This window comes from Paenibacillus oryzisoli (genome assembly GCF_001653565.1).
GTDB classification, from domain to species: Bacteria; Bacillota; Bacilli; order Paenibacillales; family NBRC-103111; genus Paenibacillus_E; species Paenibacillus_E oryzisoli.
Map to the genome: position 1 here is coordinate 84,843 of NZ_LYPB01000081.1, position 20,816 is coordinate 105,658.

Annotated in this window: 16 protein-coding genes; 14 read left to right on the plus strand and 2 right to left on the minus strand. The window is 44.4% G+C overall.

What is annotated here, in order from left to right:
- Positions 1-13 precede the first annotated feature (13 nt).
- The 11 genes from A8708_RS24460 (at position 14) to A8708_RS24510 (ending at position 12,908) form a co-directional block, all read left to right on the plus strand.
- Positions 14-904, plus strand: coding sequence for a carbohydrate ABC transporter permease (locus tag A8708_RS24460; RefSeq protein WP_068667933.1), 891 nt, complete (start codon positions 14-16; stop codon positions 902-904).
- 18 nt (positions 905-922) lie between these two features.
- Positions 923-1,942 carry a zinc-dependent alcohol dehydrogenase gene (locus tag A8708_RS24465; RefSeq protein WP_068667934.1) on the plus strand — a complete coding sequence of 340 codons (1,020 nt, stop codon included), beginning with the start codon at positions 923-925 and terminating at the stop codon, positions 1,940-1,942.
- 74 nt (positions 1,943-2,016) lie between these two features.
- Positions 2,017-3,753, plus strand: coding sequence for a sensor histidine kinase (locus A8708_RS24470; RefSeq protein WP_068667935.1), 1,737 nt, complete (start codon positions 2,017-2,019; stop codon positions 3,751-3,753).
- A gap of 24 nt (positions 3,754-3,777) precedes the next feature.
- A complete protein-coding gene (locus A8708_RS24475) occupies positions 3,778-5,379 on the plus strand; it encodes a response regulator transcription factor (RefSeq protein ID WP_068667936.1) in 1,602 nt (533 codons plus the stop codon).
- Positions 5,380-5,632: 253 nt separating this feature from the next.
- A complete protein-coding gene (locus A8708_RS24480; protein ID WP_082927770.1) occupies positions 5,633-6,517 on the plus strand; it encodes a carbohydrate ABC transporter permease in 885 nt (294 codons plus the stop codon).
- 18 nt (positions 6,518-6,535) lie between these two features.
- Entirely contained in the window at positions 6,536-7,420 is an 885-nt protein-coding gene (locus tag A8708_RS24485; protein ID WP_082927771.1) for a carbohydrate ABC transporter permease, read from the plus strand.
- A 67-nt stretch (positions 7,421-7,487) separates the two neighbouring features.
- A complete protein-coding gene (locus A8708_RS24490) occupies positions 7,488-8,801 on the plus strand; it encodes an ABC transporter substrate-binding protein (protein WP_068667937.1) in 1,314 nt (437 codons plus the stop codon).
- A 118-nt stretch (positions 8,802-8,919) separates the two neighbouring features.
- The gene (locus A8708_RS24495) at positions 8,920-9,654 is read left to right on the plus strand and encodes a glycerophosphodiester phosphodiesterase (protein WP_068667938.1); all 735 of its coding nucleotides are present in this window, start codon (positions 8,920-8,922) and stop codon (positions 9,652-9,654) included.
- Positions 9,655-9,712: 58 nt separating this feature from the next.
- A complete protein-coding gene (locus A8708_RS24500) occupies positions 9,713-10,924 on the plus strand; it encodes an ROK family transcriptional regulator (RefSeq protein ID WP_068667939.1) in 1,212 nt (403 codons plus the stop codon).
- Entirely contained in the window at positions 10,921-12,096 is a 1,176-nt protein-coding gene (locus A8708_RS24505; RefSeq protein ID WP_068667940.1) for an MFS transporter, read from the plus strand. The genes A8708_RS24500 and A8708_RS24505 overlap by 4 nt, the downstream gene beginning before the upstream one ends.
- Before the next feature lie 32 nt (positions 12,097-12,128).
- A complete protein-coding gene (locus A8708_RS24510; protein WP_068667941.1) occupies positions 12,129-12,908 on the plus strand; it encodes an ABC transporter ATP-binding protein in 780 nt (259 codons plus the stop codon).
- Between the two features lie 50 nt (positions 12,909-12,958).
- On the opposite strand, the gene A8708_RS24515 is transcribed toward A8708_RS24510, so the two are convergent.
- Positions 12,959-13,603 (minus strand): 50S ribosomal protein L25, encoded by a 645-nt coding sequence (locus A8708_RS24515; RefSeq protein WP_068667942.1) that lies wholly within the window; start codon positions 13,601-13,603, stop codon positions 12,959-12,961.
- A 263-nt stretch (positions 13,604-13,866) separates the two neighbouring features.
- Positions 13,867-15,327 carry an esterase-like activity of phytase family protein gene (locus A8708_RS24520; protein ID WP_068667943.1) on the minus strand — a complete coding sequence of 487 codons (1,461 nt, stop codon included), beginning with the start codon at positions 15,325-15,327 and terminating at the stop codon, positions 13,867-13,869.
- 253 nt (positions 15,328-15,580) lie between these two features.
- Between A8708_RS24520 and A8708_RS24525 the strand changes: the two genes are divergently transcribed.
- From A8708_RS24525 to A8708_RS24535, 3 genes are all read left to right on the plus strand, one after another.
- On the plus strand, positions 15,581-16,366 hold the full coding sequence (locus tag A8708_RS24525; protein WP_068667944.1) for a TetR/AcrR family transcriptional regulator: 786 nt from the start codon (positions 15,581-15,583) through the stop codon (positions 16,364-16,366).
- 364 nt (positions 16,367-16,730) lie between these two features.
- Positions 16,731-18,641 carry a leucine-rich repeat domain-containing protein gene (locus A8708_RS24530; RefSeq protein ID WP_068667945.1) on the plus strand — a complete coding sequence of 637 codons (1,911 nt, stop codon included), beginning with the start codon at positions 16,731-16,733 and terminating at the stop codon, positions 18,639-18,641.
- Between the two features lie 21 nt (positions 18,642-18,662).
- Positions 18,663-20,771 carry a stalk domain-containing protein gene (locus A8708_RS24535; RefSeq protein ID WP_068667946.1) on the plus strand — a complete coding sequence of 703 codons (2,109 nt, stop codon included), beginning with the start codon at positions 18,663-18,665 and terminating at the stop codon, positions 20,769-20,771.
- The last annotated feature ends 45 nt before the right edge of the window (positions 20,772-20,816 follow it).

The window sequence follows — 20,816 nt, forward strand, 5'->3', positions numbered from 1 at the left end:
GGAGGGGATTCGCATGTCTTTTGTGAGTAGTCATAAAACCAAAGGGGATCATGCCGCAGATGTGGCGATTTATACCGTCTTGGGCTTATTCGCCTTGGTTACGTTATTCCCGCTCTACTATGTGGCTATCGTCTCCATTACACCTTATGTGGAAGTTATGAAAAACGGCGGCTTCGTCATATGGCCCGAACATGTAACGTTTCAAGCGTACAAAGAGATATTCAGCTCGCCACGGATTCCTCAAGCATTAAAAATTACGGTATTCATCACGGTGGTTGGGACGACGCTGAATCTGGTTGTGACGACACTTCTGGCGTATCCGCTATCTAAAAAGTCAGTGCCAGGCCGCAATTTCATCTTGATGGCGCTTGTCTTTACAATGATTTTCAGCGGCGGTATTATCCCGCTTTACATTTTGGTGCGCAGCCTTGGGTTATATGATTCGGTCTGGGCACTTGTGATACCCGGTATGGTATCTACCTTTAACTTGCTGATTGTCAAAACATACTTCGAGAATCTACCTGCTGAAGTAGAGGAAGCTGCTAGGGTGGATGGCTGTGGTGAGTTAGCTACGTTATTCCGTATTGTTCTGCCGTTGTCAGCGCCGATCATGGCGACCATTGGTTTGTTCTATGGCGTTACGCATTGGAATGAGTATTTCAAAGGGATTTTCTATCTATCCGACAAATCGCTCATGCCGATGCAGGTTGTGCTGCGAAGTATGATTCAAACGCCGAATGTCTCGACAGAGCTGTCGATTAATTCACTCGTATTGGATGCCTTGCCGCCAGAAACGATCAAGATGGCCGTCGTTGTTGTGGCTACCTTGCCGTTATTAATTATTTATCCTTTCTTGCAGAAGTATTTTGTGAAAGGCGCTCTGCTAGGTTCAATTAAGGGGTAATGGAGGATTGTAACGGCTATGAGAGCAGTCATTGCACGATCAGGCAGCGTGGAAATCATGAACATGGAGGAGCCGAATGTAGAAGCCAATTACGTGTTGGTAGAAACGGTCTACTCTGCGATCAGTCCAGGCACCGAAATGATGCTGAAAGATATACAGTCTACCGAGCCGATTTTCTTAGGCTATAGCGCCATGGGGCAGGTGAGGGAAGTCGGGGAGGGTATTACGCATGTGAAGAAAGGGGACCGCGTCGCTTGCTATGGTTCGCCGTTTGTTCGTCATGCCGAGCTTCTCAAAGTCCCGATGCATCTGGTGGTTCCCTTGCCCCAGCAAGTGGACGCCCAAGAAGCAGCTCATGTAGGGCTCGGCGCTATTGCTACTCATGCACTGAGGCAGGCGGATCTGCGATTCGGCGAGTCAGTCCTCGTTGTTGGCTTAGGCATACTAGGGCAGATGGTGTGCCAGATTGCTGAAGCCTCAGCTAACATCGTTATCGGAATGGATCGTGTAGCCGAACGTGCGGAGAAGCTTACGGCTTCCGGCACACAGTTGGTCTATACCAACGAGGAAGACATGATGCATAACCTACCGCATATTACTGGAGGAGCTGGTGTGGATGCAGTCATTCTGTGTGTCGGTGGCGGCAACAGCGAGATGATTGATAAAGCGCTGAGCTGGATTCGGGATAGGGGTAAAATTGTTATCGTTGGCGATGTCAGCATGACATTCAATCGCGAGCTGATGTTTCAAAAGGAAGCGCAAATCCTTATCTCCCGTGCAGGCGGGCCTGGACGATATCTGAAAGATTACGAGATGAAGGGGATCGACTATCCGATCGGGCTTGTTCGCTGGACTGAGGGCCGCAATATGGCCGAATATATCCGTTTATTGGCAGAGCGGAAGCTGAGCATTGCGCCTTTGATCTCGCACATTTTGCCATTAGAGCGTATCGGGGAAGCTTATGACTTATATCGTAACGCGCCACAGCACGTGCTGGGCGTCGTTGTCCGTTATGGAGATTCTCAGCGCGATAGCTAGTTAAATCTCTATTAATTTTCTATACTGTAGATAGGAGTTTCATAATAGGGTCTGTAGGTATAGGGGGATCTGGCATGTTTCGTCGGCTTAGAAGAACTAACTTCATTTCCAGCGTCTCTACGAAGCTCTTTATCCTTACCTTTATGTCGGTCATCGTGCTGTTTTTGGTGATTGGCGTGTTCAGTTACCAACGACTCTTCGAGCCTATCAAGCAAGACAACGAAAAAGTGCTGCAAGGCTCTGTCGTGCAAGTCGAAAATTATATTAAAACTTTAATGAATAATATACAAACGCAGTTGATTTTCCTCTCCACGCCAGTCCTCTATAATATGGGGGAAAAAGATTTCGTCCAGCTCATGGAAAATGTACTAACCTACCACCAGGAGGAGATTTCTAGTATTTATGTCATTGAAGATAACGCGGTACGGATTTCTGCTCCGTTTGGGTATCGTGTTTATGTTCCCCAAGAACGCATAACGGAAATCACCAATCAAACGAGCAAAACGGGCTTCTGGTGGAGCCCTCCTCATACGATCAATGACCACTTCGTGCTGACAGTCGCTAAGCAAATCGACAATCGGCGGGTGGTAGCCATGGATGTCAATCTAAATGCGCTGACGGGTCCGCAAATTATTCAAGATAATCCGGACATTCAGCGGCGTATCTATTTGTTTACAGGCCAGGGCGATTACCTCTCCACGAACACGTACCTAGCATACCCGAAGACGTATCTCAATCATTTGGAAATGAAAGAGGCGTTACAAGCACTTACGCAGCAAAGTGGTACTTCCTTTAACACCGTTCACACCTCATTTGGCAACTACAAGGTCCTTAGTTCTAATCAAAACCGCTGGGATTGGTTCGTCTTCTCCGTGATAGAGGAGTCGCAAGCTTTTCCTTTACTAGAGTCACTGAAGGAGCAATTGGTATTCGTATTGTTAGTTGCCATTATTCTTGCATTCATCCTATCCATCTGGATTACGAACTATATCCGCAAACCAGTGACGGCGATCACAAAGCAATTCAAGGCAGCGGCACGTGGTGAGCTCGAAGCACGCATCAAGTTCAAACGCAATGATGAGTTCACTCATATTGCTAATGGTTTCAACGGCATGATGGACGATATCCAGTCCTTGTTTGACGATTTGCGCGTAGCGGAAGAAAAGAAGCGACATCACGAGCTTAAGGTGCTCCAATCACAGATTCATCCCCATTTTCTGAATAACACGCTCAATGCGATCTATTGTTTAGGGGAGACGGGACATACGCAGGAGATGTGCGAGATGATTCGCTCATTGATGGGGTTGTTGCAATATTCAACAGATAAGGTAGGGGACATTGTAACGGTCGAGGATGAATTGGCGCAATTGGACAATTATGTGCAGATTATGAACCTGAGGTACGGGGACGTCTTTGTCATGGATATGGCTGTGCCTGAGATCTACAATGGGACACCGATTCCGAAACTGACGTTGATTACATTAGTAGAGAATAGTATTTTCTATGGACTCAGTAAGGAAGGCGTCAACCATATTATTGTGTGTGGCAAAGAGCATGAAGGGCACGGCGTGCTTCTGGAAGTCTCTGATACGGGGCCAGGGATCCCACCAGAGAAGCTGAAACTACTGCTAGAAGATTCAGGCACAGCCAATCCGAACAAAGGGTTGAACAATCTGGGGATGCGAAATGTCCAAGAGCGATTGCGGATGACATTTGGGTATGCGTATGGGCTGCATTTTGCCAATGAACCGGATGAAGGGTTAACGGTAACGATTCATCTGCCGGCCGGAGAGTCGATCGAGCAAGGATAGCATCGGGGAGGGGACGAGACGATCATGCTGAAAATACTGATGGTAGATGACGAGAAATGGGTAAGGGAGCGCTTTGCGCAGCGTATTCCTTGGTCAGATGGGGGATTTGTGTTCATGGGCGCGGCCTCTAGTGCCAAAGAAGCAATTAGCATGATCGAGCGGGAAGTTCCTCATCTGCTGCTGACGGATATTACGATGCCCAATATGAACGGACTGGAGCTGGCTGCCTATGTGCGTAAAAGATGGCCGCGCATCCGAATCGTTATCCTAACTGCTTACGGTGAGTTCGAATATGCGAGGCAGGCGATTGAGTTAGGTGTGGATAACTACTTAATTAAGCTCGCGCAAACGCCAGAGCAAATTCTAGAAGCATGCCGCAAGGTGGCTGAGGACCTAGTGCAAGAGATGGATATTGATCTGAAGCTGGCGATGCAGCTCAAGCTCGAACGCGAGAAGAAGTGGGCAAAGAAGCGCCAATGGACAGATCGGCTGTTGGAAGACGAGGGAAGTATGCAAGAGCTTCTTGTGCCAAGTGAATGGCTGGCAGGTGTAGAGTCTGCGAGTTATGTGACGGGAATTACGTTAGGTTGGCGTGCGACGGAGAGTTCAGGGCAAGGCGATACTTCTCTTGAGGAGCTGGAGCAGCGGCAAAGTCAACTAGCTGATCTACTTGAAGCCAAACTGGATGGGCAGATGTTAGGCGAGGGTAACGGATTGGCTATTCTCCCTGTGCAACACAGCCAATTGCTACTTCTCATTGGATCGAAGCGAGAGGTACCTGCTTTTCATTTGAATCAATTAGCAAGAATGGCGCAAGAGGCGGTAAGCAGCATTATTTCTACGAAAAGCCTCGTTCATATTGGTTCGGTAGAAGAGCTAGGGAAGTCAAGAGTGACAGTGAAACAGCTAGCTGATCTTATCCGCAAAGGTAGGGATGGACTAGCTGCGTATTTCTATTCAGATCAAAGTAAGCCGTCCATCGTGCTTCGGCGGCTCGATGCGGAACAGACGAGAGAATGGACGGCAGCTGTTGTCAAAGCGCTGCAGCGCGAGAATGGAGAGGCGTTTCGAGAAGCAGTCACTGTAATGATTACGCGTGGTGTGCCGCTCATTCATCCAGGGGATTTGCTCCGTCTGACGAAACAGATGCTTCAACCTGAACTTGTGCGGCTGCCAGACGAAGTCGTCGCTAGGTTAAGCCGGATCGACCGGCTAACGACGTGGGACACGTACTGTGATTGGTGGCTGGAAACCATTGATGCCATCTGCGAATGGTGGACTCAGAAGGCGCAGCCTCCAGTAACGGTACGGAAGGAGATTCAGTGGATGTGCCGCTACATTCGCGAGCATTTCCAAGCTGATCTGCAGCTGGCAGAGCTCGCCAAGCTCGTGCATATGCATCCTTCGTATGCGGGGCAAATGTTCAAACAGGAGATCGGCGAGAATTTTCTGGAATACGTGAACAGAGTGCGTATGGAGAAAGCTAGCGAGATGCTGGAGAGAACCACCATGAAAATTTATGAAGTATCTGGCGCTGTTGGCATCTCTGACTATCGTTATTTTTGCAAGTTATTTAAGAGCCATACGGGCGTTACGCCAACACAGTATAAGAGTAAGATGGGGTAATCGCAGTCTATGAAGAGTTGAACGCCAAAGCTGAGGGTTATCTGACGTTAGTGTAAGGATCAAAGCTTCTCCATGAGCAAGTGGGGGAGCTTTTTTGTATGCTTTTTTGTGCTTTTGTATTAGAAATGGCTTCTTTACCTTTTACAAAACATTAAATGAACGATAATATCGCGATGACAAACCTTTCGTAAACTTAAAAAGTAATAAGTCAAATAATTTTACTAATTATCGTTAGTTGAGAGGATGGTCGTTTTTGACACTGGAAAAATGGAAAAACAACCTAGCAGGGTACTTGTTTCTCGCACCTTCGCTTCTTGTTCTTATTGTATTTGTAATGATCCCCATATTCTATAGTGCTGGATTAAGCTTCTTTTCCTGGGATATGTTGCGGCCTAATCCTACCTTCATAGGCTTGGAAAATTACGAAAGAATGTTCACGAACGATGAGTTTTATCACTCATTGAAACTGACGTTTCTGTTTGCTCTCATCACAGTCCCAGGGTCTTTGAGCATAGCTCTATTCTTTGCGCTGCTGTTAGATCGAGGATCTAAGAAATTAATCGTTCTGATTCGTTCCATGTTTTTTATGCCGATGGTAACCTCGACGGTAGCGATCTCCGTTGTATGGATGTTCATCTTCCATCCTGATTATGGATTGATGAATCAATTCCTTGGCTGGTTTGGTGTCGAGCCGCTAAGCTGGCTGAACGATACCAAAACTTCGCTGTTGTCTATATCCATCATGTCGATTTGGAAGAGTATCGGCTACTGCGTCATTATTTTTCTGGCAGGTCTTCAATCGATTGATAATCAAGTCATGGAAGCTGCCAAGGTAGACGGTGCAACGAAATGGCAGACGATTATCAAGATCAAGCTGCCTCTGCTGACGCCTTCGATCTTCCTGTTGTTGATTCTGCAAACCATTGAGCAATTTCAGACGTTTTCGCAGGTTGATGTCATGACACAGGGCGGACCGGCTAAGAGCAGTGAACTCATTGTTGTCCAGTTGTACCATTATGCCTTTGAATTGTTCCAAATGGGGTATGCGTCAGCTATTTCTATGGTTATATTCGGGATTGTACTGCTTCTTGTCTTGTTGCAGATGCTCCTGCTAGGCAAGAAAGTACACTATCAATAAAAGAAGGAAGGTAAGACGATGTTTTCTCAAACCAGAGAAGCGGCACCAAAAATGAAAAGCTATTCGATAATGAAGGGACTGCAATCTGGTCACATCTCGGTACTTAGCACATATCTCATTCTAGTGCTCGGCGCTGTTGTTATGATGATCCCGTTCCTATGGATGGTTCTTTCCTCCTTTAAGGAAATCGATCAAATCTTCACAGGCTCATTTCTCACTTTGCCAACGCAATGGCATTGGGATAACTATATCAAGGCATGGAAAAGTGCGCCATTCGGCCGATTCTTCCTCAACAGCTTCCTGATGTCCATAGGCACGGTTGTAGGACAAATCATCACAAGCAGTCTAGCGGCTTATGCCTTTTCTTGGATTGAGTTTCGGGGTAAAAAGGTGATGTTCATCGCCATCGTAGCTACAACCATTATTCCATTTGAAGCTACGATGATTCCTTCCTACTTAGTTATTAAAGAACTTGGTTGGATGAACAGTTATGCTGGATTAATCATTCCAAGTATATGCAGTGTTTTTGGTATATTTTTGCTGCGTCAGTTCTTTCTCACGATTCCAAAAGATTTTATGGAAGCTGCGCGAATGGACGGCTGCTCTCACCTACGAATTCTAATTCAAATCATTCTGCCGCTATCGGGGACAGTGCTTGCAACATTAAGTCTGTTCGCATTCCTTGGGGCTTGGAACAGCTATCTGTGGCCACTATTAATTACGAATAGTGCAGATATGAGAACCGTACAGATCGGCCTTCGTTACATGGTGGATAAGGAGCTTGGCACCCAATGGCCACAGCTGATGGCCGCATCCACATTCATCATTTTACCTGTTATGGTCGTGTTCATGATGGCTCAAAAGTATTTCATTCGAGGGGTGATGCATTCCGGAGTGAAATAATCAGTTTGACGGATGAATGAACACGAAACCATCGAATTCCATATTCTTAGGAGGTATAAACAAGATTATGAAAAAAACGCTACTTACCATCATGAGTGCAGTAACAGTTATCACAGCGGCAGGTTGTGCTTCGAAAGAGGATGTGAATCAAGGCAACTCATCCAGTCAGCAGGCAACGGCTGCCGCTGCCACAACTGCGGCAGCTAAGGAAGTAACTTTAACATTTTGGTCAACGAATAAGGAGCTTTACGCTGAAGACATTAAGCAATTCGAATCCAAATATCCGAACATTAAAATCAAAGCTGAATTTATGGGTGACTATGATGAAATGGCCAAGAAGGTCATGGCAGGTGTAGTTGCTAATTCATTACCTAATGTCGTGCAGCTTGGTCAAAGACATGGGATACCGCAGATTGCCGACAGTGGAAAGCTAATTCCAATCGAGCAATTTATGGAGAAAAAGGATATCGATGATATTTATCCGGCCTTCTGGAATCGATTCCGATACAAGGAGAAATTATGGACGATTCCTTTTAACAGCTCGACACCTGTGATGTATTATAACAAGACGATGCTGGAAAAAGCGGGAGTTAAACCGCCAGATAATTGGAATGAACTGGTGGAAGCGGCGAAGAAGCTGACGCAGGACACGAACGGTGATGGCAAGACGGACATTTGGGGCTTTAATACAGCAGCGGACACGCCATGGTACCTACAGCCGATGACCTGGAACCGAGGTGGGAAAATGGTAGATCCTGCAGCAAATAAAATTACTGTCAACAGCAAAGAGTCGGTAGAGACATTAAAATCGTTCCAAGATCTGGTCAATGTGCAAAAAGCAATGGCACCGAATCAGCACAAGACAGCTGAAGAAGATTTCAATTCAGGTAAATTAGCTCTTTTATTCAAATCAGGTTCCGCGTTAGCTTCTACTCAAAAGCAAGTAGGTGACAAATTTGCAGTAGGTGTCGCTCCTCTTCCGATGGTTCAAACTCGGACAGCGCCGATTGGCGGCAACAGCTTAGGTATCTTCAAGTCCAATGACGAATTGCAAAAGGCTTCATGGACCTTTGTTTCTTACTTGACGAATACGGAGAATGCGGCAAAAACGAGTATGAAGTCGGGGTATGTACCGATTCGCAAGACATCCACAGATTTGCCAGAGTTTCAGAAGCTGCTGAAGGAAAATGACGGCTTCAAGGCAAATATGGGACAAATTGAGTTTTTATATGGACAAGCTATCCATCCAGCTGACTCCTTGATTTGGTCTGGGTTAGTAACTGCTCTGGAAACTGTGGAGGGCGACAGCAAGGCAGATCCGCAAAAGTTGCTTGATAAGCTACAGCAGGATGTTGACGTATTTATGAAAAGTTACAAGTAAAAGCCGGTTACTGGTTCGGGGAATGCCTGCCTACTGGCGGGCATTCCTTTTTTTCTACCATATAGGGACATCATAGGGACATTACTATCAAAAAAATAGGTTAAAGGAGTGCTATTAGATGTTTATGAATCTTGCACATAGAGGGGCTTCCGAATATGCTCCGGAGAATACGTTAGCGTCATTCTATAAAGGAATTGAGATGGGAGCTAACGGTATTGAAACGGATCTCAAGATAACGAAAGATGGCGTTATCATTCTGTTTCACGATAATGAGTTGAATAGAACGACGAACGGTACCGGACTCCCTTCCGATTATACGTGGGAGGAGCTGCAGCAGTTGGATGCGGGCGGGTGGTATTCACCGCTCTATGCAGGGGAACGCTTAGTTTCCTTTGAGCAGTTTCTTCATTATTTTGGGAGAAAATCAGTGCTGTTTGCGTTAGAATTAAAAGATAAGTTTATAGAGGAGCAATCGCTCTACTATATTGAGAAATATGGTGTCCGTGAGCAAGTGACGGTTACTTCCTTTTCATACGATAATCTTCGTGCCGTACGAGCCAAAGATGCGACAATTAAAATGGGACATTTGATCCGGCACATTGATCTTTCTTCTATTGAGCAAGTGAAAGAGATTAATTGTCAACAGATTTGCCCGGCCACCGAGTTCATTACTGCGGAAGGTGTTGCTCTCGCAAAAGCACATGGGCTAGAGGTCAGAGCATGGGGAGCATTTAGTGAAGCACTTATGCACAAAGCTTTGTCGTGCGGGGTGGACGGAATGACGATTAATTTTCCTGACAAATTGTCGATGGCGTTAGCCAGTAAAGAAAACAGCTCCATTTCTGTCGAGTAGATCAGGGCATAGCTGCCTAAGCCCTCTATATGAAAGAAATGGGTGAGGGGGATGAGGTTTGAAGACCGAGCAAGGTAACAGCTTTCTTTGGATGAAGATGAATAATCAGAGCAAGGTACTAAAGCTGCTGCACCGTGAGAGACTCATCTCGCGTATTGAAATTTCACGGAAATCAGGGATTCAAAAGCAGACCGTCACGAATATTATTGGGGATTTACTGCATCAAGGCTTGGTTGTAGAAGAGGAGACGTTATCTTTAGGGGGAGCCGGTAGACGACCTACGCAGCTGCGATTAAATAGGGAGCGTCTGGTTTCAATTGGCGTTGAGGTGACCAAAAGTCATGTTGCCGGTGTGCTTATGGATTATAACCGCATGCTGTTGCATCAGGAGAAGCTGTCCCTTTCTTTAACACCAGTGCGGGATACGAGCTCCGTCCAAGCCCAAGATGCAGCTGAAGAATTACTGAACATGCTGATTCAGATCATCGAAATGCTAATAGCGAAAGTACCTGAAGCCTCCATTTTTGCCGGCATAGGGGTAGGTGTCCAAGGGATCGTCAATTCCCATGAAGGCATTGTCATCCATTCCCCCTATCTGGGCTGGTTTCAGGTTCATATTCGTTCACTTCTGGAAGGAAGGTTCAGCATTCCCGTTTTCATTGATAATAATGTTAGAGCCTTTGCCATTGGTGAGGTTTGGTCCCGTCCGGAGGAGGATTTGGGGCATGCCCTTTGCGTCTATTTAGATGAAGGTGTCGGAAGCGCAATGGTCATTAATCATGAGATCTATTCAGGCTATCAGTATCAAGCAGGGGAAATCGGTCATGTGAAGATCGAACTAAACGGTGAGTTGTGCTACTGCGGTCAACGGGGGTGTCTAGAACCTTATGTATCGGTTCAGAATCTGGGCAAAAGAATGGGGCTAGACGGCGGTTTCGGGGAAATAGTGACGCTGCTAGAGAAACAGGATATTCGAGCTGTAAAGGAGCTTCAGGAAGTCGGAGATCGTTTAGGGTTTGTATTAGGAAATACGATTAATTTGATGAATCCGCAAGCGGTGATCCTCGGCGGTGAATTAATAACTGCTGTGTCTTGGTTTGCCTCGTCTATGAACATAGCGATGGAACAGACAATTCGATTAAGCAATCGGAATACAGCGATTATTTATTCTGATTTTCACCAAAATAACGGATCTATTGGAGCTGCTTCACTTGTTTTTCATCAAGGTTTATTGAATACGATTTCAGGAAAAGAAGGCTCTGGATCATGATTTCAACAGCAAGATGGCTTATGGCATTTTATTTTATTTATTACGGCACGACAGCGATGAATATTATCTATCTGCCTCTGGTTCTTAAAGAGAAAGGCCTCTCGCTCTTGGAGATCGGTGCGTTTCTATCTGCGGGACTTATAGCAGGCGCGGTGGCTCAACCGTCCTGGGGGGCGGTAAGTGACAGAATCGGCGGAGTAAAAAGAATTATCCTATGGTGTTTAGTCGGGATGACTGTCGGACTTGGCATCCTGTTTGCTTCAGAAGGTCGAATGCTAGTATTGATAGGGTATTTGATATTTGTCATTTTTTCCTCTCCGGTCATTCCCTTGGTTGATTCGTGGAACCTATCCCTCAGCGAAACAGGGGGGCTGCCTTATGGTGCATATCGTATTTGGGGGAGCCTGGGTTTTGCTTGTGCCGCGCCTTGCATGGGATGGATTTCACAGCAAACGGGTCCTGTAGTGTTATATGTTCTTTATTCAGTAGGTTTAGTCCTTTCGTTGATCTGTCTGCTGCCACTGCCGGATGAGCCTCGCCACACTTCGAGTACGAAGTCGAATTGGTCTATAATGACGATACGGAGGGGAAAGCCGGGATTATGGTTCATCCTGGGTGCACTATTATTGCTAGGTTGTGCTTCCCGAGCAGCAGATAATTTCACGGGCATTTATGCACAAGATATCGGCGGCACGGAATTGTTTGTAGGGCTCTACTGGTCTGTTGCTGCAATTTGCGAAATTCCCTTTTTTTACCGAGCGGCAGCGTGGGTCGATAAATACGGTCCAATCCGTGTTCTCTGCACAGCTGCGGCTTGCTATGGAATCAAATGGCTGCTCATTTGGACAACTGGGAACTTGGCAGGACTTATGGTGAGTCAAGCGCTCCAAGGCGCAACATTTGCATTGATGTACGTCGCAGCCATGTATTACGTACGATCGATTGTCCCTATAGCGTTAAGATCAACAGGACAAATGCTGCTTTCGATGTGGATGTTCAGTCTCGCTGGTGTGTTAGGCAGTGGCATGGGGGGGTGGCTGATGAACAAGGGGCACTCCATGGAATTATTTGCTGTCTGTGTCTTACTTGCGGGAGCAGCCTTCGTCCTTCTATTAGCAGGTATACATCGAAATAAAAGTCCAAGGCTCGTTCATACACGTCCAAGCATGTAGGAGGAGTCTAGCTCGGGAAGGAGTGGCACTGTATGGTTCAGGTGCTTGAAATGAACGAAATAGGTTGGAGTAGAGATAACAAGATCATCCTGGAAGAAATTAATTGGCAGGTTGACGAAGGTGAGCATTGGGCTATACTTGGACTAAACGGTTCAGGCAAAACAACCCTGCTCAACATGATTAATGGCTATATATGGCCAACGAAAGGGCAATTGTCGGTCTTGGGGCATCCTTTTGGAAGCGTTGATATAAGAGAATTACGTAAATCCATCGGTTGGGTCAGCTCATCCTTACAGGAGAAGTTATATGTTTCGGATAGAACACAGCATGTCGTAATCAGTGGCAAACATGCCTCTATAGGGTTATATGATAAACCGAGTGAAGATGATTACGACCGTGCAAGGGAGTATATGCAGCAGCTGTCTTGCTTGCATTTGTATGATCGCACTTATCAATCCTGCTCGCAGGGAGAGAAACAAAAGCTGCTCATTGCCAGAGCATTAATGGCATCACCGAAGTTGTTAATTTTGGACGAAGCGACAAACGGTCTAGATTTTCTATCTAGAGAAGCTTTATTGTCCAGTGTTAGTGAACTCGTTAAGAGTCCGAATGCACCGACGCTCCTATTTGTCACCCATCATATTGAAGAGATTCTCCCTGTGTTTGGTAAAACCTTACTCCTTCGCCGCGGCGGTGTATTTGCCAAAGGAGACTCGCGCGAAGTATTGACTAGCAACAGTTTGTCCTCTTTCTTTGAAACCTCTGTAGAAGTGAATTGGCAGAATCAACGTGCATGGATCTCCATCCCGTAAACGAAAAGAGACCCTCAGTCTGTTGCTGAGGGTCTCTTAGTACAATTAAATTAGCTTGGCTGACCTGCTGTTGCAGCTTCGTTGGACGTCTCCGCTTCACCCACTCGCTCTTCATTGTTCGCAGCCTGTGGTGTCTCCGTTTCCTTCTGAGGCACGAGAATCGTAACGACAATATCATTCGGGTCGGATTTTATTTCGATGCCGGCCGGCACCATAATTTGACTGACATGCAGATTGTCACCCAGCCCTAGGCTGGATACTTCCACTTGAATAGAAGGTGGAACTTGGCTTGGCATGCAGCGAATCTCGATGTTGTGCATCTGAATTTGCAGAATCCCGCCTTCAGTTACACCAGCAGCTTCGCCGATAAACTCTAGCGCAACCAGTGTTTTGATCGGCTCATCCATATTAATTTGATGGAAATCGATGTGGGTCAACTGGCGGTTCAGCGGATTGCGCTGAATTTCATTAATCATGACGGGTTGTCTACCTTTGCCGCCGGAGATAGTCAAATCGATAATGGCATGAGGATTTTGCCGAAGCACGACCTGCAATTCTTTCAAATCCACACTTAGAACTGTAGGCGCCATTTGCTTGCCGTACATGACAGCGGGAATTTTCCCTTGGGAACGCAGTTGCTTAATTTCCGATTTTGTTGCATCTTTGCGGACTTCTGCTTGTAAAGAGACAGCCATATGTAAAGAACCTCCCCAAATTTAGCCCGGTATCCAGTGGAGCCATGGCTCGCACAGCCGGATGATTAACAGCTAGTTCATAACATACCCAAACATTGGAGATTCCATCCCTAAATTAAACGGCTGCATTTTTTCATCCATAAAGATGCCGAATGGATGACGCCAAGGGAGTATATGGCGAAGTGGACGCGGTAAAAAGGGGCAATCAAAAGACCCGGTTGGCCATGTAGTCATGGTCTCCCGGGTCTTTTGGTAGCGTAGACTTATTTAATTGTGTATGGCAGCTTAAATGTCCAGAGCAATGTGCCATTTTCTGGGCTTGTGCTGTCGATACCGAAGTCGTTATCGTTCGTGATGGCAAGGGTATCACCATTGATAAGTGAAACACCTTCAATTTTTTCATAAGGGAACTTGAATTGTACAGCATCCAATACAGTTCTCTTCGTTGGAGGCAGGATAGCATTAGTTTTCAGATCGGCAACCGTCATTTGCTCAAGTGTTTTACCTGCCGCTGCCGAAGTATCATATTTGCCTATAACATTCGTAGCTGTTGAAAGGTCAATGGCATAAATACGCTTCAATTGCGCTTTATCACCAGAGAATTTATCCCGCTCATCGATTAGCAGCGTGTTCTCGTTCACAACGACCATATCGGAGATGACGATATCGCCTTGAACCAGATCTTTAAATTGCTTCGCATCCTCAAGGAGGTATACAAACTCGCCAACAGGATTGAGCGTCGCTAGATCAAATTTAATAATCCGAACCTGGCGTGAATTGTCCATTGCCTTATCTGGATTACGAAGCGCATTCTGCATCGCCATGAACATATACTTGCCATCAGGTGTAATGCCTACAGCTTCAGCTCCGCGGTTTTGGCGCAGTTTGTTGTAGACTTCTGGCAGCGTCTCGCGGGATGGTACAAGTGGAGCGGATACTTGAGCAGACCAACCTTTTGGCACAATGCGCTCAATGATCGTACCGTCGCGCTTCACATGAACAATGGACGGACCGTATTCATCAGAAATCCAGAAGCTATCGTCCTTCGGATTGTAAGCCAATCCTTCGATATCAAGTCCGTACGGGTCGTAGGCTAATACCTTTTCACCTTTTGCATCGTATGGCTCTTCATCGCGCCCTTTGATATTAGGCAGTCCGGTAATTGTAGCTTTGCCTGTTACAGGGTCTACACCAGACAGCTTCAACGGGAATTTATCTAAAATGTTGATTTCACCTTTGCTTACTTCGATTTTATAAATCGTTGGCGTGTAGTCTGGAAGAGGGAACGTACGCACTGTTTTACCGTTGATCGTCGGTTGACCGTTTGGCCCGCGATCGGCCGTTGTATAGAATACATTATCAGGATCACCTGGAATGTGCGTTAAGGATGAGCCTACTCCCATCTTAATGCCTTCTGCAAGGTTTGGTGCTTTGAGCTCATATTTACCAGTCAAAACAGGCTTGTCCGTTAATGAAACACTGCTTCGGAACTCATCCCAATCGACATATTTGCCCAAAGATTCAGATAGTGCACGAACTGGAAGATACAAGCTGCCGTCCAAATTAACAGCAGGTGCTGATGGTTTAATTGCTTGTCCATTGCTTGAATACGTTACATTTGCGGAAGCCTCCCCGCTTACTTGCTGAGCCGTTACTGTTCCAGAAACAGCCACTGGAAGTGTAAGCATTAAAGTTGTCAGTACGATCCATTTACTTTTTTTCATGTGATGTAATTCTCCCCTCGGTTTTGTCCGCATTTCTCTTGACTTCTTACTTATACCAAAACTATGTAATGGTCATGTAAATTGCATATTGCGGAATTGTAAATTTTAACAATGTCATCTTTGTCAGCGGTGGGAAGGGCATAGCATGGCTGATGAAGGGAGGTAGTGATTTGGAAGATGTAAGAGTGAATATGATATACTGTTTATGTGATATACATTTTCGGAATGCTCGGATAATGGAGGAATGAACAGCATGGCGATTGGCGACGAGATCGATGATGAAATTATACAGAGCTTACCATCAGGCGTAGCTCTTAGTTGGGGAATTGTTAAGCCGTCACGCAGAGGGCCCAAGGGTGAGCTAAGCATCAAGAAAATCGTTGACGCGGCGATTGAAATTGCTGACAAGGATGGACTTTCAGCGGTGTCGATGAGCAGAGTGGCCCAATCATTGGGATACACGACGATGTCGCTCTATCGCTACATTACAAGCAAGGAAGACTTGCTCGTGCTTATGCAGGATGCGGTGTGTGACATTCCAATTCCACAAGAAGTGCCAGGTAAGTCGTGGCGTGAGGAAATGGGGGAATATGTCTGGGCATGCGTAGAAATGTTCCGCAAACATCCGTGGTATAGTGATATTCCGATCACGAGTGTTCCCCTTGCGCCCAATAATCTTCAGGTGATCGACTGGATGTTGAGAATCATGCGGGATTTTCCGCTGAATGATTTTGAGAAGATGTCGTTTCTACTCCTTGTCAGCAGCTATTCCAGAGCATGCGGCCTAATTGCAAGGGACATGGATAAGGCAATCCGTGATGGTGCGAGCCCCGAAACATTTAGCGGTGTTAACTATGGAGCAGCACTGAAACAGCTGGTGAAACCGGACCGGTTTCCTAATCTGCATCCTATCTTAATGGCAGGTGCTTATACGGATGAGGCGGAGAACCCGATCGGTAATGATCTGGCGTTTGGACTCGAGCGGATCTTGGATGGGATTGAGCATTATTTGCAGGAGAAAGGTGCGGGGGGAGAGTAGTTGGCATTTTAAATAAAATAAGAAACGGCTATCTCAAGTAGAGAATATTACTTGTGGTCAGCCTTTTTTTAACTCTAAGCACTGATCAGGCTTTTGAAAATGCAAAATAAGTGCCTTTTAGCAGTTTTGAATTTAGCCGATTGTTCTATTTCAGGGAATAAATAGTTATGACATAACGTTAACCACGGCAATCTGAGTTTTCTACTAGATAAGGTAATGGCATAACTTTTTCTACTTGAACGGTTTGTCAATGTTTCTATATTTCATAGATAGGATAATTTGTAATATTTAGTATACTCATGGGGTTTCGGTCTACTATAATGAGGAGAGGTTTAAAGGTGAATTTTAATAGGGGGATAAGATCTTGAAATTTAGTAAGAAATATATGTGGTTTGTTGCAGTTGTTCTACTTCTTTTATCCATAGGGCAATTCATAGGAGGTACTAGAACAGTCCATGCGGAATCGGTAACTGTGGTGACGATCGAAGATCCCGCTTTAGATGCGTTAATTCGAAAACAGTTGAAACTTTCAGATGCGCCGATTACAGAGAAGGATATGTTGTCACTGCAGTCGATTTCAGGAGCAAGTTGGTTAGGAATCAAAAGCTTACAAGGCTTGGAATATGCTGAAAATCTAACCTCTATTCGTTTGGGTGAAAATAAAATTTCTGATTTAACGCCGATTACTAATTTAACACATCTCGTGTCTCTTGATTTTAATCATAATGAATTAACCGATATTAGCGCTTTAAGCAGATTGATTAATTTAAAAGATTTAAACTTATACGTTAATAAAATACGCAATCTGGAGCCTCTAAGAGGACTAACTAAACTCGAAGTATTAACTCTTTATGGTAACGAAATTTATGACATATCTCCTTTATATGGATTGGTTAATATGACTTCATTGCAAGTTTCTTTTAATCACATTAAAGATGTCTCCTCGCTGTCAGGCTTAATCAATTTAACTTCGCTATACATAGGCAGTAATGAAATCGAAGATATTAGCATGCTGAACAAATTGACGAAACTAACCTCACTTTCAATTAGCCGTAATCACATTTCAGATATCCAAGTTATCCAAAACATGCCGGGGCTTACCATCCTAAGTTTTGATGACAACCCAGTTAAAGATTTTTCTGTTATTCAAAATCTAAAAAAACTGTATTGGCTCAATCTTTCCAACTTTGGAATCGAAGATCTAACTTTCTTGCAGGACATGCATAGTTTGACTCGACTCGACCTTTCTAAAAATCATATCCGAGACATTAGACCTCTAACGAAGTTGATTTCTTTAGAACATCTGAACGTAATGAATAATCAGATCACTGAACTGAACCCGTTGTTACTTATGACGAACTTGTCCGATTTACAACTCAGCTATAATCCAATTACCGATATTACGCCATTAGTGCAATTGCATAAACTATCAACGCTATTTCTGGATAGGGTTCCGGTGCAAGACTTTTCAAGGCTTGGGCAATTGACATCTCTTACTTTTTTAACATTGGGATACAATGATCTCTCTGATATCTCTTATTTATCTAACCTGGAGCGATTAAACTACATTTCACTAGATGGAAATGACATCCAAAATTTAACGCCTTTAAAGGATCTTCGTCGATTGGTGAGTTTGAGTGTATCCAATAGTAATGTCACTGATATTTCGGGAATTAAGGGGTTTTCAACCTTAGCGGATTTAGATGTGAGCTTCAATCAGATTAAAGACATTTCGGCTTTAACCCAGCTTGTGAACTTAACGAAGGTATACTTGGCTAACAATCAGATCACTAATATTGAAGCACTAAATGACCATCCAAAACTGTGGGAGATTCACATCGGGAATAACCCGCTTGATGATAGATCACTAGAATTTATAGAGAATGCTAAGAAGCGCGGTGTTGTCATTTCACATGGCAATGAGCTCACAGTGAAGATCAATAATGATATTCAAATTTTTAGCAACGATGAGAAACCTCTGCGTGAAGAGGGGAGTGTCTTACTTCCGATGCGTCGAATTTTCAACGCTCTAAGCGCAAGTGTGACGTGGGACGAGCAAAAGCGTACGGTCAAAGCGACGAAAGGAGATAAGGAGGTACTATTAACGATTGATTCGAAAGAAGCATTCGTGAATGGCAGTGTCATTCAGCTAGAAATGGCTCCTAAGATACAAAATGGAACGACGTTCGTGCCCGTCCGGTTTGTCAGCGAAACGCTCGGCGCTAAGGTAGAGTGGGATGAGAAGAATCAAACGGTCGTAATTGTAAGCAAGTAGAATGAAATGGAGGCATGAACAGTGAAATATAAAATTATTGCCATTGCTTTAATTGGGATATTATCAGGAGGCAGTTTGGTCCCAACTCAGACATATGCTGCATCGCCAGAGGTTAAAATCGAGGATGCAGTTCTCGAAAAAGAAATTCGTGCAGAGCTGAAACTAGAAGAAGGTACGGCACTGGATTATACAAATTTACAAAAACTAACGTCCCTATATCCGAAGGGGAAAGAGAAAATAAAGAGTGTTAAAGGTCTGAATATGGCACATAATCTAGAACAATTATACTTGCCTAATCAGGAAATCACTGATATCAGTCCGCTAGGTAGTTTGTATAAGTTAACATTTCTTGCTATTAATAATAATCAAATTCAAAATGCTTGTCCGATCGCGAATCTGTCTGACTTACAAAAGTTAGTCATTTCTAATAATCAAATTGAGGAAATTGGGTGTTTTTCTCGTCTGACTGGTCTGACAGACTTACTGGCAAGTAACAATAAAATTAAAGATATTCTACCACTTACCAAACTTAAGCTTGGTTGGCTTGATGTCTCAAATAACCCAGTTGCAGATATCACATCGATCAGCGTAATGAATAAACTACGCCAAATCTATGTTACCAAAGATTCTCTTAATGAAAAGTCTAACGCCCTGTTGAAGCAATTGGAACAATCAGGGATTGCGGTAAATCGGGCTTCTGCTTCATCTGACGAGGTGTCTGGCATCTCCGTATTAGTGAACGATGAGCGTGTTCTGTTTGATCTTGCTCCATTGGTAGATGCGGGATCGACTTTGGTACAGTTCCGACCTCTTTTTGAAAAGTTAGGTTTCGTTATTCAGTGGGATGGGACAACACGAACCATTCAAGCGGAGAAGCAAGGAACGAAGATTACCCTACAGGTTGATAATCCAATGGCTACTTTAAACGGGAATTCCAATACGTTAACCGTTGCGCCGAGAAATATCGAGGGCAGTATTTTTGTGCCCATCCGGTTTGTAGGAGAAGCGTCCAAATTTGTAGTGACTTGGGAAAGTAGCTCGAAAACCATTTATCTTCAATCTACGCGAACTATTGTTACTCCTGATGAAAAGTTAAAAGTGACCTTGGGAGGTAATTGGCTGAGTAGAACGCCTCCAGTAAACTCTAATTACCAAATATATGCGGTAAGTAGTAATAATGCTTTGATTTCTGGTTCAGAGTCTAAGACACTATTTGATAAGAATTTGACACTAGATGAATACGAAGCTGGTATAAAAAAAATGTTGGAAGCGCAGAAGATAACGAAGTTTTACGAGGAGAAGTCATTGACGACAAACGGATTGAATGCAAAGCAATTTTCCTACTCAAAGAACGGAACAAAGGGTGAGGATTTTACAGTTACGCATACAATAGTCGATGGGAAGTACAATTTTTTCAATGTTATTCTTTTCTCGGGAGAACTCGTTTTCTCTGAGATTAATAAAGAATATCAAAATATCTTACAAACGTTAGAAGAAATCAAAACACCCTATCAGCTAAGCAAAGAAAAGTTTGGTGCTCTTAAGCCAACCGAACGATTATTAGAAGCAGCACATTATTATCGAAATCTAGGCTTTTTTGAAAGTGAAAAGGGACTGACAAGTCAAGAATTTGATAACAAAATGCTGGAATTAGAAAAGAAGTTTACAGATTGGAATCCTTTTGATTCTAGCGAGTATTACGATGACTTAGCTGAACTCTCACTTTTAATAGCAGACGAAGACCGTGTTTGGGTAGAGGATTGGGATTTAGATGTCGGTAAGGGGAAAAATACTTACTTAACCACGTTAGGACAGTGGAGCAAGATATCACGTGGGGCATTTCAGCCGATTGATATAAAGGAAACATGGGAAGCAGAAGAAGGGCCAATTACCGTTAGCTTCAAGTTGAATGGACAAGAGCGAGTCATTTATCCTGAGTATGTGGGTGGTTATATGAATACCTATGGTTTACTCAAGGAAATTAATGACATGATTAAGCCAAGTGGATATCAGTTCGCTGTGGTGGAGAATGATGATGAAGAGGTTATGGTGACAGCGTTAAAGGCGGAAGAGAAAATGAAACTGCAACAGGATCGGTACATTGATTTCGATTTCATCACGTTCGACTAATACAAAGCTAGTACACCAAAAAGGCCATCCTCCAATAAGAAGGAA